Annotated in this window: 13 protein-coding genes; 12 read left to right on the forward strand and 1 reads right to left on the reverse strand. The window is 50.4% G+C overall.

The features are described 5' to 3' along the window. The first annotated feature begins 98 nt into the window (after window positions 1-98). Window positions 99-500: a hypothetical protein gene (locus AC0YNS_RS11940; RefSeq protein WP_475781211.1), complete on the forward strand. Its 402-nt coding sequence runs from the start codon at window positions 99-101 to the stop codon at window positions 498-500. Window positions 501-536: 36 nt separating this feature from the next. On the opposite strand, the gene AC0YNS_RS11945 is transcribed toward AC0YNS_RS11940, so the two are convergent. Beyond that, complete coding sequence (locus tag AC0YNS_RS11945) at window positions 537-986, reverse strand: GNAT family N-acetyltransferase (protein WP_475781212.1); 450 nt, start codon at window positions 984-986, stop codon at window positions 537-539. A 562-nt stretch (window positions 987-1548) separates the two neighbouring features. On the opposite strand from AC0YNS_RS11945, the gene ilvB reads away from it, so the two are divergent. From ilvB to AC0YNS_RS12000, 11 genes are all read left to right on the forward strand, one after another. Further along, complete coding sequence (gene ilvB / locus AC0YNS_RS11950; protein WP_475781213.1) at window positions 1549-3294, forward strand: biosynthetic-type acetolactate synthase large subunit; 1746 nt, start codon at window positions 1549-1551, stop codon at window positions 3292-3294. Beyond that, on the forward strand, window positions 3291-3779 hold the full coding sequence (gene ilvN, locus AC0YNS_RS11955; protein WP_475781214.1) for an acetolactate synthase small subunit: 489 nt from the start codon (window positions 3291-3293) through the stop codon (window positions 3777-3779). The genes ilvB and ilvN overlap by 4 nt, the downstream gene beginning before the upstream one ends. 179 nt (window positions 3780-3958) lie before the next feature. Beyond that, entirely contained in the window at window positions 3959-4951 is a 993-nt protein-coding gene (gene ilvC, locus AC0YNS_RS11960) for a ketol-acid reductoisomerase (RefSeq protein WP_475781215.1), read from the forward strand. Window positions 4952-5138: 187 nt separating this feature from the next. Beyond that, window positions 5139-6683, forward strand: a complete 1545-nt coding sequence (locus tag AC0YNS_RS11965) for a 2-isopropylmalate synthase (protein ID WP_475781216.1) — start codon at window positions 5139-5141, stop codon at window positions 6681-6683. Between the two features lie 189 nt (window positions 6684-6872). Further along, complete coding sequence (locus AC0YNS_RS11970) at window positions 6873-8243, forward strand: sensor histidine kinase (RefSeq protein WP_475781217.1); 1371 nt, start codon at window positions 6873-6875, stop codon at window positions 8241-8243. Continuing rightward, window positions 8240-8899 (forward strand): response regulator, encoded by a 660-nt coding sequence (locus tag AC0YNS_RS11975; RefSeq protein ID WP_475781218.1) that lies wholly within the window; start codon window positions 8240-8242, stop codon window positions 8897-8899. The genes AC0YNS_RS11970 and AC0YNS_RS11975 overlap by 4 nt, the downstream gene beginning before the upstream one ends. 222 nt (window positions 8900-9121) lie before the next feature. Continuing rightward, window positions 9122-10201, forward strand: coding sequence for a 3-isopropylmalate dehydrogenase (gene leuB, locus AC0YNS_RS11980; RefSeq protein ID WP_475781219.1), 1080 nt, complete (start codon window positions 9122-9124; stop codon window positions 10199-10201). Between the two features lie 19 nt (window positions 10202-10220). Next, the gene (locus AC0YNS_RS11985) at window positions 10221-10769 is read left to right on the forward strand and encodes a peroxiredoxin (RefSeq protein WP_475781220.1); all 549 of its coding nucleotides are present in this window, start codon (window positions 10221-10223) and stop codon (window positions 10767-10769) included. A 168-nt stretch (window positions 10770-10937) separates the two neighbouring features. After that, on the forward strand, window positions 10938-11363 hold the full coding sequence (locus AC0YNS_RS11990; protein WP_475781221.1) for a hypothetical protein: 426 nt from the start codon (window positions 10938-10940) through the stop codon (window positions 11361-11363). A 109-nt stretch (window positions 11364-11472) separates the two neighbouring features. Then, a complete protein-coding gene (gene sigI / locus AC0YNS_RS11995) occupies window positions 11473-12294 on the forward strand; it encodes an RNA polymerase sigma factor SigI (RefSeq protein WP_475781222.1) in 822 nt (273 codons plus the stop codon). Continuing rightward, window positions 12291-13886, forward strand: coding sequence for an anti-sigma factor domain-containing protein (locus AC0YNS_RS12000; RefSeq protein ID WP_475781223.1), 1596 nt, complete (start codon window positions 12291-12293; stop codon window positions 13884-13886). Before sigI ends, AC0YNS_RS12000 begins: the two co-directional genes overlap by 4 nt. Window positions 13887-13989: the final 103 nt, after the last annotated feature.

A 13989-nucleotide genomic window follows, 5' to 3' on the forward strand; every position in this document is an offset into this window, starting at 1 on the left:
AACGCCGTTTATACTTCCGAGATAAATATCCTCTATGAGCATTTGTCGGCGGAGGCAAATCACATGCATTGTAAGCTATGTCGAGGAGGGAAATCCTTATGCAACGCGTTACGAAAGAACAAGTTCAGAAGATGGTCGGCAAAACGGTCTATGCGGTTCGCAAAGACGGTTCTGTTGTCACCGGCAAACTCGTTCGCGCCCATCACAATCAATTGCAGCTTATGCCGCTTAGCAATGGTAAAGAGGTTCAAACAAGAGCGATCATAGCACTTGTATTATTCGATCTGCTAGCAATCGGTCTATTTGCCGGAGGCGGCTTTGGCTGGGGCGGCGGCTTCGGCGGACCGGGCTACGGACCGGGCTTCGGTGGACCAGGCTTTGGCGGACCAGGCTTCGGTGGCCCAGGCTTCGGTGGTCCGGGCTTCGGCGGACCAGGCTTCGGCGGACCAGGCTGCGACTGCCAGCCTATTGCCGGTTACAATAACACGCCATACTACTAATCGCACCCATGATTCATGTCTGTCTTAACCAGCGAATTAAGTTACTAATGATTTAACCATCTCGTAGCAGCGAACCTGATGAATGAAACGGACGGTCTGATAGCCCAGCCTCGAATAGAGCCGCTGGGCTTTTGGATTTCCGTGATCGACGAACAGCCTGGCGTAGCTGCAGCCCTTTTCTTTGGCGTTTGTTTCCGCTTTGGATATAAGAAGCGTGCCGATCTGCTTACCGCGATGCTGCGGATGGACGACGAGCATATCGAAGAGGAGCATGTCGCCGCGCGTATAGTAATGAATGACTCCAAGCGGTATGCTTCTTTTTGACCGGGAATAAACAAGCGAGACTCCGTCGCTTAGACGTTTGGGCAGCTCGCGAATGGTTTGCGCATCTCTGGGCGAAGCTGTATACGAAAGCGGTATGAGCTCGGTTTTGATCAGACGGATGATCTCCTCGTCATCCGTGCGTGCTCGTCTTGCTCGAATCATAGGACATCCTGCTTTCCGGAATTTATAGATGATTAAGTTTGCGCGTCAGCCGTTTCACCTTGGCGCATGATTCTTCATCTTATGTAGCAAATAGCGGAGCGGCGCGCCTAAGAATGGCGTATACATAACTTTTTATAATTATGCTGGCGCAAGTCCTTGACGAATGAAATTGGGGAGCATATAATAAACGATAAGCTAATAAGTAAACGGCTATGAAGAGGACGAAGTGTTAAGGGCTCTTTTGCTCCAGAGAGCGATCGGATCTGCTGAAACCGACGCCAATACCCCTTTCCAACGAGCTCACCTCGGAGCTGTTTCCCTGAAAAGATCATGATTGATCGTATTAGGGGAAATCGTAAGGCACACGTTATTGTGCCAAGGTAATGAACGATGGTTCGTTCTTACCTCATGAGGTTATGCGCTGTGAGGCGTATAACATATTTGGGTGGTACCACGGAAGCTAAACCTTTCGTCCCTAGACGCAATAGACGTCTGGGAACGAAAGGTTTTTTTGTTTTTCTACAATTCCAACTCGTTTCACCTAGGAAGGGAGGACGACTTAATGGTCGCTCAACATGCAACGTTAAGGTCAAAAGAAGAAATTAAGGAAAACCTGAGAAAACCGGAGGTTATTACCGGCTCAGAAATTTTGCTTCGCAGCTTGGTGCTCGAGGATGTGGAGTGTGTGTTCGGCTATCCAGGCGGAGCTGTGTTGTACATTTATGATGCCATGCACGGATTTTCGGATTTTCAGCATCTGCTGACCCGTCACGAGCAAGGCGCCATTCATGCGGCCGACGGCTATGCGCGGTCTAGCGGAAAAGTTGGCGTATGTATCGCAACATCAGGACCGGGAGCTACGAATCTCGTCACAGGAATCGCAACTGCGTATATGGACTCGGTGCCGCTTGTCGTCATTACCGGCAACGTAGCGACTTCACTTATCGGTACGGATGCTTTCCAAGAGGCTGACATTACCGGCATTACGATGCCGATTACGAAACATAGCTATCTGGTGCGCAAGGCTGCTGATTTGCCTCGTATCATTCATGAAGCGTTCCACATCGCCAATACCGGCCGTAAAGGTCCAGTATTGATCGATATTCCGAAGGATGTTTCCGCCGAGCTTGCGTTGTTCGAGCCGGTAACGGAAGTGAGCATCCGCGGCTACAACCCAACGGTGACGCCGAATAAACTGCAAGTTGACAAGATGATTAAAGCGATCACGGAAGCTGAACGTCCGATCGTATTGGCAGGCGGCGGCGTTGTTTACTCCGGCGGTCATGAGGAATTGCTCGAGTTCATTACGAAATCAGGTATTCCGATTACGACGACATTGCTCGGACTAGGCGCATTCCCAAGCGGTAACGAGCTATGGCTCGGCATGCCGGGCATGCACGGTACCTACACAGCTAATACAGCCATTCAATCGGCGGATTTGCTAATCAATATCGGAGCACGCTTCGATGATCGCGTAACGGGCAAATTGTCCGGCTTCGCGCCGCTGGCGAAGATCGTTCACATCGATATCGATCCGGCGGAAATCGGCAAGAACGTTCCGACGGACATTCCGATTGTTGGTGATGTAAAGACTGTACTTCAAATCGCAAACAAAGAAGTGAAATATGCGGAGAAAGCTGATGCATGGCGTGCGAAGCTTGCAGCTTCCTGTAAGGAAGTACCTTACAGCTACACAGATTCCGAAGAAGAGCTGAAACCGCAATGGGTTATCGAGATGCTCTACGAAGAGTCGAAGGGCGAAGCGATTGTAACGACTGACGTTGGCCAGCACCAAATGTGGGCAGCACAGTACTACAAATTCAATCAGCCGCGCTCGTGGGTAACTTCCGGCGGATTAGGTACGATGGGCTTTGGTTTCCCATCGGCAATCGGTGCCCAAATGGCGAATCCGGACCGTCTTGTTATCTCAATTAATGGTGACGGCGGTATGCAGATGTGCGCGCAAGAGCTTGCGATTTGTGCCATCAACAACATTCCGGTAAAAGTCGTTATCATTAACAACCAGGTGTTAGGCATGGTTCGTCAGTGGCAAGAGCTGATCTATGACAATCGTTACAGCCACATCGATCTCTCAGGCAGCCCTGACTTCGTGAAATTGGCTGATGCTTACGGCGTACGCGGATTCCGCGCTTCTAATAAAGAAGATGCACGTGCCGTTTGGCAAGAAGCGATGAATCATCCGGGACCGGCAGTAGTGGAGTTTGTCGTTCGCAAACATGAGAATGTGTATCCGATGGTTACACAAGGCTCCACAATTGACCAAATGCTAATGGGGGATTCCGAATGATGAAGAGACATACGGTAGCAGTTCTCGTAAACGATCAGCCAGGCGTCCTTCAGCGCGTTTCCGGTTTGTTTGGACGCCGTGGCTTCAATATTGAAAGCATCACAGTAGGGACGAGCGAGGAAACCGGCTTGTCCCGGATGGTCATCGTCACTACAGGCGACGACAAGATGCTTGAGCAAGTCATCAAGCAGCTGTACAAGCTCATTGACGTTATTAAAGTCGTAGACTTAAGCGCCAATCCGATGGTTGGCCGCGAGCTTGCGCTTATTAAAGTAAGTGCGGAACCAACGTCCCGTCCTGAAATTCTCGGCGTAGTGGAAACTTTCCGTGCTGCTGTTGTCGATATCGGCACAACGTCGCTGATGGTGCAAGTAGTAGGCGATACGGAGAAAATCGATGCGATGATCGAGCTGCTGAAGCCTTATGGCATTCGCGAGCTGTCTCGTACAGGTGTGACGGCAATGATCCGTGGAAACGCTAGATAACTAGATCATAGGTAACGCCCCAAGCACGTACATCTTCAGACCAAATCATAAGGTCAACACCGCTTTTGAGCGGGGGTTAGAGCGAGGGAACCGGGGTTGTTTACACAACGAAATGCTCGGGTCAAGTCCCTTCTGTAACACCCGCTCAAAAGGGTTAAATTAAAGGAGGCAACATTCACATGGCAGTTACATTGTACTATGAGAAAGATGCAGACCAAAGCGTTCTGCAAGGCAAAACAATCGCAGTTATCGGTTATGGTTCCCAAGGTCATGCTCAAGCACAAAATCTTCGCGACAGCGGTCTGAAAGTAATTATCGGCCTTCGCGCTGGTAAATCTGCTGAGAAAGCTAAAAACGACGGCTTTGAAGTATTGTCCGTTGGCGAAGCTGTAAAACTTGCTGATGTTGTTCAAATCTTGATGCCTGACGAAACGCAAGCTCGCGTTTACAAAGAAGAAATCGAGCCGAACCTGAAACATGGCGCTGCTTTGATGTTCTCCCACGGCTTCAACGTTCACTTTGGCCAAATCAATGCTCGTAAAGACACAGATGTATTGCTGGTTGCTCCTAAGTCCCCGGGCCACATGGTTCGTCGTACTTATGTTGAAGGCTTTGGCGTACCTGGTCTTATCGCAATCGAGCAAGATGCTACAGGCAACGCAAAAGCAATCGGTCTTGCATACGCAAAAGGGATCGGCTGTACTCGTGCAGGCGTTATCGAAACTTCGTTCCGCGAAGAAACAGAAACAGATCTGTTCGGCGAGCAAGCTGTACTTTGCGGCGGCGCAACTGCACTTGTTAAAGCCGGCTTCGAAACGCTTGTTGAAGCAGGTTATGCACCGGAAATGGCTTACTTCGAGTGTCTGCATGAGCTGAAGCTTATCGTTGACCTGATGTATGAAGGCGGCCTTTCCACTATGCGTGATTCCATCTCCAACACAGCTGAATACGGTGACTATGTAACTGGTCCTCGCATTGTAACTGACGAGACGAAGAAAGCTATGAAAGCCGTTCTTACAGATATCCAACAAGGTAAATTCGCTCGCGACTTCATCTTGGAGAACCAATCCAACAATGCATTCATGACGGCAACTCGCCGTAACGAAGCTCAACACCCAATCGAAGTGGTCGGCGGTCAACTTCGTGAATTGATGCACTGGATCAAGAAATAATAAGGCATTATCCGCCTAACCGGTTATGCAGATTGGTTTGACTTCCAGGTTCTTTGGGAGGCAGCATTCTGCGGTTGAATGTATAAATATGCATACCCGGATAAAGTGACCGGTCCCTGCGTCTCCTACTGGAGGCGTCAGGGCCGTTTCGCTATCCGGGATTATTCTTGAGTCCGAGGTGTAGCTAATGCGTAAAATCTATATTTTCGATACGACGCTTCGTGACGGCGAGCAATCTCCTGGCGTTAACCTCAACACGAAGGAAAAGGTTGAGATTGCGTACCAGTTGGAGAAACTTGGCGTCGATCGGATCGAAGCCGGCTTCCCGGCTGCGTCCCCGGGCGATCTTGCAGCGGTTAATGCCGTTGCGCGTGCCGTCAAGAATGCTTCTGTCATCGGCCTGGCGCGTTCTCGCGAACAGGACATCGATGCGGTTGCTGAAGCGCTGAAAGGCGCTCAAGATCCATGCCTGCATCTGTTCCTTGCGACGAGCCCAATTCACCGTAAGCACAAGCTGCGTATGGAGAAGGATCAAGTACTGGAGACAGCAGAGCGTGCGATCCGTTATGCGAAGCAATATTTTAGCAAAATCGAATTCTCGCCTGAGGATGCGGGCCGTACGGAGCTTGATTTCTTGTGTCAAGTAACGGACATGGCGATTCGCGCAGGCGCAACGGTTGTTAATATTCCGGATACGGTTGGCTATATGAACCCGTCCGAGTATGGTCATATCTTCAAGACGCTCAAGGAGCAGGTGCCGGGCATCGAGAAAATTCAGCTTAGCGCACACTGTCACGACGATCTTGGCATGGCGACAGCCAATGCACTGGCAGCGATTCTTAACGGTGCGGATCAAATCGAGGGTACGATCAACGGAATCGGCGAACGCGCCGGTAACACGGCACTCGAAGAGATTGCGATGGCACTTGCTACGCGTGCGGATTACTTCGGTGCGACAACGACGCTCAACCTGAAGGAAATTGCAAAAACAAGCCGTCTCGTGAGCAAACTGACGGGCATGGTTGTCCCTGGCAACAAGGCCATCGTAGGCGCGAATGCGTTTGCGCATGAGTCTGGTATCCATCAGGATGGCATGTTGAAAGAGAAAACGACATACGAAATCATCTCTCCGGATTCAATCGGTCTGCGTGATTCCAAGCTTGTGCTTGGCAAGCATTCCGGACGCGCTGCGTTCCGTGAGAAGCTGATTGACCTAGGCTACGAGCTTGACGACGAAGCAGTAAACACCGCTTTCGCGAAATTCAAAGACCTGGCGGACAAGAAGAAAAACGTCATGGACGAAGATATTCGCGCGATGCTGGAAGAGAAGCTCACCGATACGCCTGAGGTGTATTCGCTTGAGACGATCGAAGTCAGCTATAGCAACAAATCCGTACCTAATGCAACGATCCGTGTGCGCACTGCAGAAGGCGAAGTGAAAGAGCAATCCGCAGAAGGCAACGGTTCTGTGGATGCGATTTACAACGCTATTGATGCATTGACGACAGAAAACGTGGAGCTGGAGGACTACTCCATCAAGTCCGTTTCGCATGGTAAAGATGCGCTTGGCGAAGTGCATGTTGTGCTTAAGCAAGATGAAGTATCCGCTCAAGGCCGCGGCCTTAGCACGGATATTTTGGAAGCGAGCGCACGTGCTTACATCGATGCACTTAACCGTCTCGTGGAGAAGCGGAAGTCACCTGGCAGACGCGACAAAATGAGCTTGATCTAGAGTTGATACTTAACAACGCTTCGGCGGCCGTTATTATGGCCTGCCGGAGCGTTTTTTGTTGTTGGGACGCAGTTGGACGCAAACCAATCAGCTGCAGCCATGTTATACTATAGGAAAAATCGACATTGGTAGTCGCCTCGGTCTGTAACTGGGATGCGCGCGCAGTGCCGATTGGGGGAACACTAATAGATGCTGTTCGTGTGGATTGTGTTATGGGTTACATCTGTGCTGTTAGTTACGGCTAACCGGAGGAATGCTGCGGGTCGCTGGCTCAGCTTAGTCGCCTTCTGCGGGGGAATGGGAGCGCTGGCATCCGTACTGGAAGGCTGGATCACGACGATGCTGGCCAATCAAGATATCGATGCGGCAGGCGAGCAAGTGCTTCGGATCATCCAACGTACGTGCTCCTGGACAAGCTACTACGGATTGCCTTTCGGGTTTCTCTGCTTCGGGGCAGCTTATAATTCGGAACGTATACCGGTGATGCTCTCGCGTAGAATACCAGTGATAGCAGCGGTGCTGCCTATTGGCATGCTTGCGCTGCCAATAGCGGAGTCGTATCCCGTGCATTACAATATACTCGCCATTTGGGCGATTCCGTATTTTCTTCTCGGAGCGTTACTGGTGCTGACAAAGTCCCATGTGCACCCGGCGGAGCGCCGCGCTCATGCGGTGCTGTTAATCGCGGTGCTGCCGGCTGTACTTATTGCGCTGACGATGAATTTCATTATGCCATTGTTCGGCTTATATGGACTCTGGCGGTATAACGTATGGCCAATCAGCATTGCTTTTGTCATCTTCATCTTTGCTCTGTTCAATTTCGGGTTCCTTGGTGTTCAGCTGCTCATCGAGCGCAGGCAATTGAATTACTCGCTGCGAGCAATTACGAGCGGAACGGCAATGCTGAATCATGCAATCAAGAACGATATCGGGAAAATCAAACTGTTTACCGATAAAATGAACCGCGAAGCCGGAGCGAATGAGGAGCTGCGCAGCGATCTGAGCGTCATCAGCACAGCGGCCGGGCATATTGAGGCGATGATACGCAGCGTGCATGAACGGACGCAGGAGCTGCGTCTGCAGCTGCAGGAGGTTCGCCTGACGGAGCTGGTGCGCGGGCAACTGGCGATGCTTGAGGAGCAAACAAGCAGCCGCGGCATAGGTGTAACCGTGCACTATGACGAGCAGGTGACGGCAATGGCAATGGCAGATGCGGCGCAAACGTCGGAAGCGATACATAATGTACTGCAAAATGCGATCGATGCGATGCCTGGCGGCGGTAGTTTATCCGTCACCGTAATCGGCGGCAAGCGCGGCAGCACGATTGAGATCAGCGATACAGGTGCAGGAATCGAGCGCTCGCAGCTGAGGAAAGTGATTGAGCCGTTCTTCACGACGAAGAGCGGCAAAGCGATGAATTTCGGGCTGGGACTGGCGTACTGTGCCCAGCTGATGAGCCGCCAAGGCGGGGAGCTGCGGATCAGCAGCGAGGCGGGAGTGGGCACGGTGGTTCGGTTTCATTTTAGAGCGGTCAAACGGGGTAAAGGAGCAGAGAGATGAGCGAGGGAGTAATTTCGATCGTGCTGGTCGAGGACGATCCGGATTGGCGCAGAGGATTAATCGCCTATTTAAACGGTGAGCCTGATATGAAGGTTGTTGGCGAGGCCGATCATGCGGATGCGGCACTCACCGTTGTGGCAGAGAGGAATCCGGATGTCATTCTGCTAGATATTATGCTGGCTGACAGTCCGGAGGGCTTACGGCTGGCAGCGGAGCTGTCTGTCGCGTCGAATGCGCGCGTTATTATGCTTACCTCGATGGAGGATCGTGCTTTTGTCGTGGAGGCATTCCGTGCAGGAGCGGTCAATTACTTGGTGAAGTCGGATTTCACTTCCATTCCAAGCGCGGTACGCAAAGCGGCTGAGGATCGGTCGGCAATCGACGGCTCTGCGGCAAGGCTGATGCTCGAAGAGTTCAGGCGGCTCAAGAAGCTCGAGCGCGAATACGAAACGGATAAGTTCAAACGGATGCTGACTCCATCGGAGGTTCAGCTGCTGTCGATGATTCACGAGGGCTACAGCCAGACGCAAATCGCAGAGAAATCATTCCTCTCGCTCCGTACAGTGAAGAACCATGTGAATAACATCCTGCGCAAGCTTGGCGGCAAGAGCAGCAAAGAAGCAGCGCAGCGAGCGAAAGATAATGATTTGTTTTGAACCAGCTGATTGGTTTGCGTGTACATATTTGACGACTTATTCGCTCAGCCTATAAAAGTCATAGCTTTCATATCTTTGTCAATGTCGGTTTCTTATGGTACAACTAGGAGTAGACTGAGAATCATAATCAAAGGACGACGATAGAAGAAACTTACTGTGCCGCACAAGGCTGGTGACAACTATTCTTCTCAAGTCCTGAATAAAAGGGAGAGTCAATCAGACATGGCAGACGTGAAAAAGATTGCAGTTATCGCCGGTGACGGTATTGGACCGGAGGTTGTTGGCGAAGCGATTAAAGTAATGAAGAAAACAGAGGAGCTGTTCGGCTTCCAGTTCGAGTTTGAACATGGTTTGTTCGGCGGTATCGCGATTGACGAGAAAGGTACTCCGCTTCCGCAAGAAACGCTCGACATTTGTAAAAATGCCGATGCCGTTCTGCTTGGCGCAGTTGGCGGCCCGAAATGGGATAACAATTCCAAAGAGCTTCGCCCGGAAACAGGCTTGCTCGGCATTCGTAAAGCACTGGGCCTCTTCTCGAACATTCGCCCGGCTAACGTATTTGATTGCTTGATGGAAGCTTCTACGCTGAAGCCGGAAGTTCTTGAAGGCACAGACCTAATCGTTGTGCGCGAGTTGACAGGCGGCATCTACTTCGGTGAGAAATTCCGCCGCGAAGGCGCTAACGGTGAAGAAGCTGTAGATACTTGTGTCTACAACGTGCAAGAAGTGGAACGTATCGCTCGCCAAGGCTTCGAAATCGCACAAACTCGCCGAAAGAAATTGGCGTCGGTAGATAAAGCTAACGTACTTGAAACATCCCGTCTATGGCGTGAAGTAGTAAACCGGATTGCTCCTGAGTACCCGGATGTAGAGCTTGAGCACGTTCTGGTCGACAACTGCGCCATGCAGCTGCTTCGCCGTCCTTCGAGCTTCGACGTTATCGTAACAGAGAACATGTTTGGAGATATTATCAGTGACGAGGCAGCGATGCTGACCGGCTCCATCGGTATGCTTTCCTCCGCTTCGCTAGGCGAAGGCAGCTTCGGCTTGTACGAGCCGGTGCACGGCTCCGCTCCTGACATTGCCGGACAAGGCATCTCGAACCCGATCGCAACAATCCTTTCGGTTGCGCTGATGTACCGTTTGACGTTTGGCTACGCAGAAGCAGCACAAGCTATCGAAGATGCAGTTAAATCCGTGCTGGACGCTGGCCACCGCACAGGTGACATTGCAGTCGATAAGAGCAAAGCAATCGGTACCGTTGAAATGGGCGACCTTATCATCGCGGCATTGAAGAAGTAATAGTGGAGGTAACGACAACATGGCAGAACGTTTGGTAGGTCGCCTTGCTCCGGATTTCTCGATGGAGACGGCAACAGGCAACGGTCAAGGCTTCAGCACGGCGGCACTTTCCGATTTCAGAGGCAAATGGTTGGTCCTTTTCTTCTATCCTCTCGATTTCACGTTCGTTTGTCCGACTGAAATTACGGCACTTAGCGAGGCTTATGATCAATTCAGCAAAGTCGGCGCAGAAATCCTTGGCGTGAGCGTGGACAGCAAACACTCCCATCGCGCTTGGATCAACACACCGATTACGGATAACGGTCTTGGCCAACTGAACTTCCCGCTTGCTTCAGACCTCACCAAGAACGTTGCTCGTGACTACGGCGTACTGATCGAAGAAGAAGGGATCGCGCTTCGCGGTTTATTCATTCTCGATCCGGAAGGCGAAGTCAAATACCAAGTTGTTAACCACAACAATGTAGGTCGAAGTGTTGAAGAAACATTCCGCGTATTGCAAGCATTGCAATCCGGCGGTCTGTGCCCGATCAACTGGAAACCGGGCGATCAGCACCTCGTTGCGAAATAAGAATCGACATCTTGCATACGATCAACCCGGGACCTCCAAGAGGCCTCGGGTTTTTCTATACTCTGGAAACGCAGGAAAGCAGGAATTTTGCCAGAGAGACGCGAATAAGTTATACAAAGTTTCAGATGTGATTGATGAAGGGTAATGGAGGCTAAGGAGGAGACTGACATGAGCTTTTGCTGTGGAGCAAGCATGATCGGCACGAATGGCACGCTGAAGCATTTTCGCACGCATATTCATAATGTTCCTATTCTTTTCTGTCCAGTATGTCATCGCGTTGAAATTCATCACATGATTGAGAATGAATATGAGATTCTTGCTGAGTATGCACACGGCGACGGCGCATCGGAAGTCGACTTTATCGAATATGTGGAGCAGGAAGATAAAGAACTGTTCGAGAACTGTGTAAACAATGAGAACGAAGATCCTATGGAAGTCGTCACGAATCAAATCGATATGGCACTTGATCTCTTGAGCTTCGCGAAGCAAATCGCGGATGAGGCTTGGGAAGCGGAATTGAAAAAGCGGCTCGGCGTATTAAACCAGCGGCGTAATAAGCTACTGCAGCGACGAACCTCCGAAGGATATTGTTAAGAACGCAACGCCTCCTGACGAAGGAGGCTTTTTCTTTTATATACCCATGTGTTCGACCCCCTCAAGCTAAAGGGACATCACGAAAAATGTAAATGTGAGGTGGAGCGGTTTGTTACTTGTTCTGTTCAAACGGATTTTTGGCGGTAAGCCCGTTACGTCCGCTGTCACCTTAGATACCAAGATCACTCCGGAAGATATGGTGGAGATGATTCGCAGCGGCGAAGCTTCGCGGAATGATTTTATCGCGTCGTATAAGCCGTATATTGCGAAGGTGACAAGTCGATTCTGCAAGAGATACATAGATCCTACTCGTTCGGATGAGTTCAGCATTGCGCTGGCTGCCTTCGACGAAGCGGTAGAACAATTCTCAAGTCAGGCAGGAAAATCGTTTCTCGGCTTTGCCGAAACGGTCATTCGGCGCAGGCTTATTGATTATGTGCGAAAAGAACAAAGGCATTCGGGCACTGTTCCATACAGCGCCTTTGATCAGGATGACGAGGAAGAAATGACCGTCAATCCTATAGAGATGAAGGAAGCATTGCAGCGATACTCCGTTTCGCAGGATGTGGAGGCCAGGCGCCTTGAAATCAGCGAGTATGACAGCCGGCTCAAGCAGTTTGGCATCTCGTTTGGCGAACTGCCGGATTTATCACCGAAGCACTCCGATTCAAGGGTTCTGCTGATCTCGATCAGCAAGCTGCTCGCTAACGCTCCGGAGCTCTACGAAATCATGGAGACGAAGCAGAAGCTGCCCATTAAAGAATTATGCGAAATGGCAGGCGTGTCTCGCAAGACGATCGAGCGAAATCGTAAATACATAATAGCCATTGCACTACTACATAACGGTGATTATCCTTACCTGCAGGAATATATACAGCCCCAAGAGCCACCGCAGCAGGAACAACCCCAGGTGAAAGGAGTGAGAGCATGAGTCGTGGAATTGTGATGGAAACAGGCCAGAAATACGTCATTCTACTAATGCCGGATGGGCAATTCCGCAAGGTGCCGACAAGCCGGAAGCCACAAATTGGCGAAGAGTTTAGTTTCACCGAGCAGCGAAGATTCGCCCAGCCGCGTAAATTGTACAGCTTTAGTGCAGGTGCAGCAGCGATTCTGCTTCTCCTCTTTGTTCCGTTTCTGCTAAATCAAGTGAATAAGGGACCGCAGGTTGTCGCTTATCTGACGATGGATGTGAATCCAAGTATCGAGCTTGGCATCACGGAAGATGAGCATGTAGAAGAGCTGCGCGCGATCAATGACGATGGCAAGGATGTTACGGAAGGTTTGACGTATAAGGGGCTTACGCTTGAGCAAGTTACGGAAGCCATTATGGATCGAATTAGTGCCGGCCCGTATCTGAACAGCGGTGAAGGCGACGTCATCATTACGAGTGTACTGGTAGCTAATCCGACAGCTTCAGAGTACGAGAATACGGTAACTACGCATATGGATACGGCAGTGCGCAAATCGCTTTCGAAGACGGATAAAGGACGCAATTTGAAGGTCGAAGTGACCACACTTTCAGCGCCTGAAGAGATTCGAGAAGAGGCGAAGCAGGATGGTTTGTCTGCGGGCAAGCTGGCCTTCTACCTAATGGCGAAGAAGCAGGGCCATAAGGTGTCGATTGAGCAGCTTAAGACGCAGTCGATTCACAAGACAGCGAAGCCGTGGGGCGGCGTAAAAGCGGTCATTAACGAGAACAACAAGCCGCCGGCAACTGTTGCGAAGAGCGATCAAGAGCAAGGGGATACGGTGAGAAAGTCAGAACAATCGACAACTACTCCAGCGAAGCAGTCCTGGGAGCAGCAGAAGATACAGCAGAGAGAGCAGTTAAGAGAGCTGCTGAAGAAGGAGCAAGAGAAGCGGGATAGGAAGAACGATGATCACCGCGGCAATCATTCGGGTTCTGACAACAAATCAGGATCGAACGATAACAAGGGTCACGCGAACATTGGCATAGGCAAGGTCATTAGCGCGGAGACCAAGAAGGACGATAACAAAGGAAACAATAAAAGCAATAAGAACAATAACAAAAGTAACAATAAAGGCAACGTCAATGATGATAATAAAGTCATCAACAAAGGCTGGAATCGCTGGAATCATTCCTCAGGTGGAGGCATTACAGTCGGAGCGCCTACTCAGAACCCGCCACAGAAGGAGAATGTCATTCGTAAGGATGATAAACCCAAAGAAAACAGTCGTGATGATGACCATGGAAAAAGTGACAATAAGCAAAACGTTGACGATCGCAAGAACGATGATCGCAGCAACGACCAAAAAGGCGGCCAGGGCGAAGTGAAAAACACTTCCAATGGTCGTCATAATGGCGTTTCTAAGGATGATAAGAAGCAGGACGATCGCAAGAACAATAATAAAGACGATAACAAGGATAGTAAGAATGACATTAAGAATGACAATAACAAAGACAGTAAGAATGATGATCGCAATCAAGGAAAAGACAGCAGCAACGGCAGGGGGAACAACGAGGGGAAGAACGGCCGCGGACAAGGAAAACAGAATTAGTATAGGACCACGAAAGGCGCAGGCATCAGAGCTGCGCCTTTCGTACTACGTATATTCGATATCATTCGACAGGATCTCCTGTTGACAGAAAATGGACGTCATA

Source organism: Paenibacillus sp. J22FR21, from assembly GCF_056269135.1.

Excerpts from the sequence above, each read along its gene's own strand:
- AC0YNS_RS11975 (WP_475781218.1), top strand. The coding sequence starts at position 8,240 with ATGAGCGAGGGAGTAATTTCGATCGTGCTGGTCGAGGACGATCCGGAT.
- AC0YNS_RS12000 (WP_475781223.1), top strand. The coding sequence starts at position 12,291 with ATGAGTCGTGGAATTGTGATGGAAACAGGCCAGAAATACGTCATTCTA.
- AC0YNS_RS11945 (WP_475781212.1), bottom strand. The coding sequence starts at position 986 with ATGATTCGAGCAAGACGAGCACGCACGGATGACGAGGAGATCATCCGT.
- AC0YNS_RS11970 (WP_475781217.1), top strand. The coding sequence starts at position 6,873 with ATGCTGTTCGTGTGGATTGTGTTATGGGTTACATCTGTGCTGTTAGTT.
- AC0YNS_RS11965 (WP_475781216.1), top strand. The coding sequence starts at position 5,139 with ATGCGTAAAATCTATATTTTCGATACGACGCTTCGTGACGGCGAGCAA.
- AC0YNS_RS11990 (WP_475781221.1), top strand. The coding sequence starts at position 10,938 with ATGAGCTTTTGCTGTGGAGCAAGCATGATCGGCACGAATGGCACGCTG.
- ilvB (WP_475781213.1), top strand. The coding sequence starts at position 1,549 with ATGGTCGCTCAACATGCAACGTTAAGGTCAAAAGAAGAAATTAAGGAA.
- ilvN (WP_475781214.1), top strand. The coding sequence starts at position 3,291 with ATGATGAAGAGACATACGGTAGCAGTTCTCGTAAACGATCAGCCAGGC.
- leuB (WP_475781219.1), top strand. The coding sequence starts at position 9,122 with ATGGCAGACGTGAAAAAGATTGCAGTTATCGCCGGTGACGGTATTGGA.
- ilvC (WP_475781215.1), top strand. The coding sequence starts at position 3,959 with ATGGCAGTTACATTGTACTATGAGAAAGATGCAGACCAAAGCGTTCTG.
- AC0YNS_RS11985 (WP_475781220.1), top strand. The coding sequence starts at position 10,221 with ATGGCAGAACGTTTGGTAGGTCGCCTTGCTCCGGATTTCTCGATGGAG.
- AC0YNS_RS11940 (WP_475781211.1), top strand. The coding sequence starts at position 99 with ATGCAACGCGTTACGAAAGAACAAGTTCAGAAGATGGTCGGCAAAACG.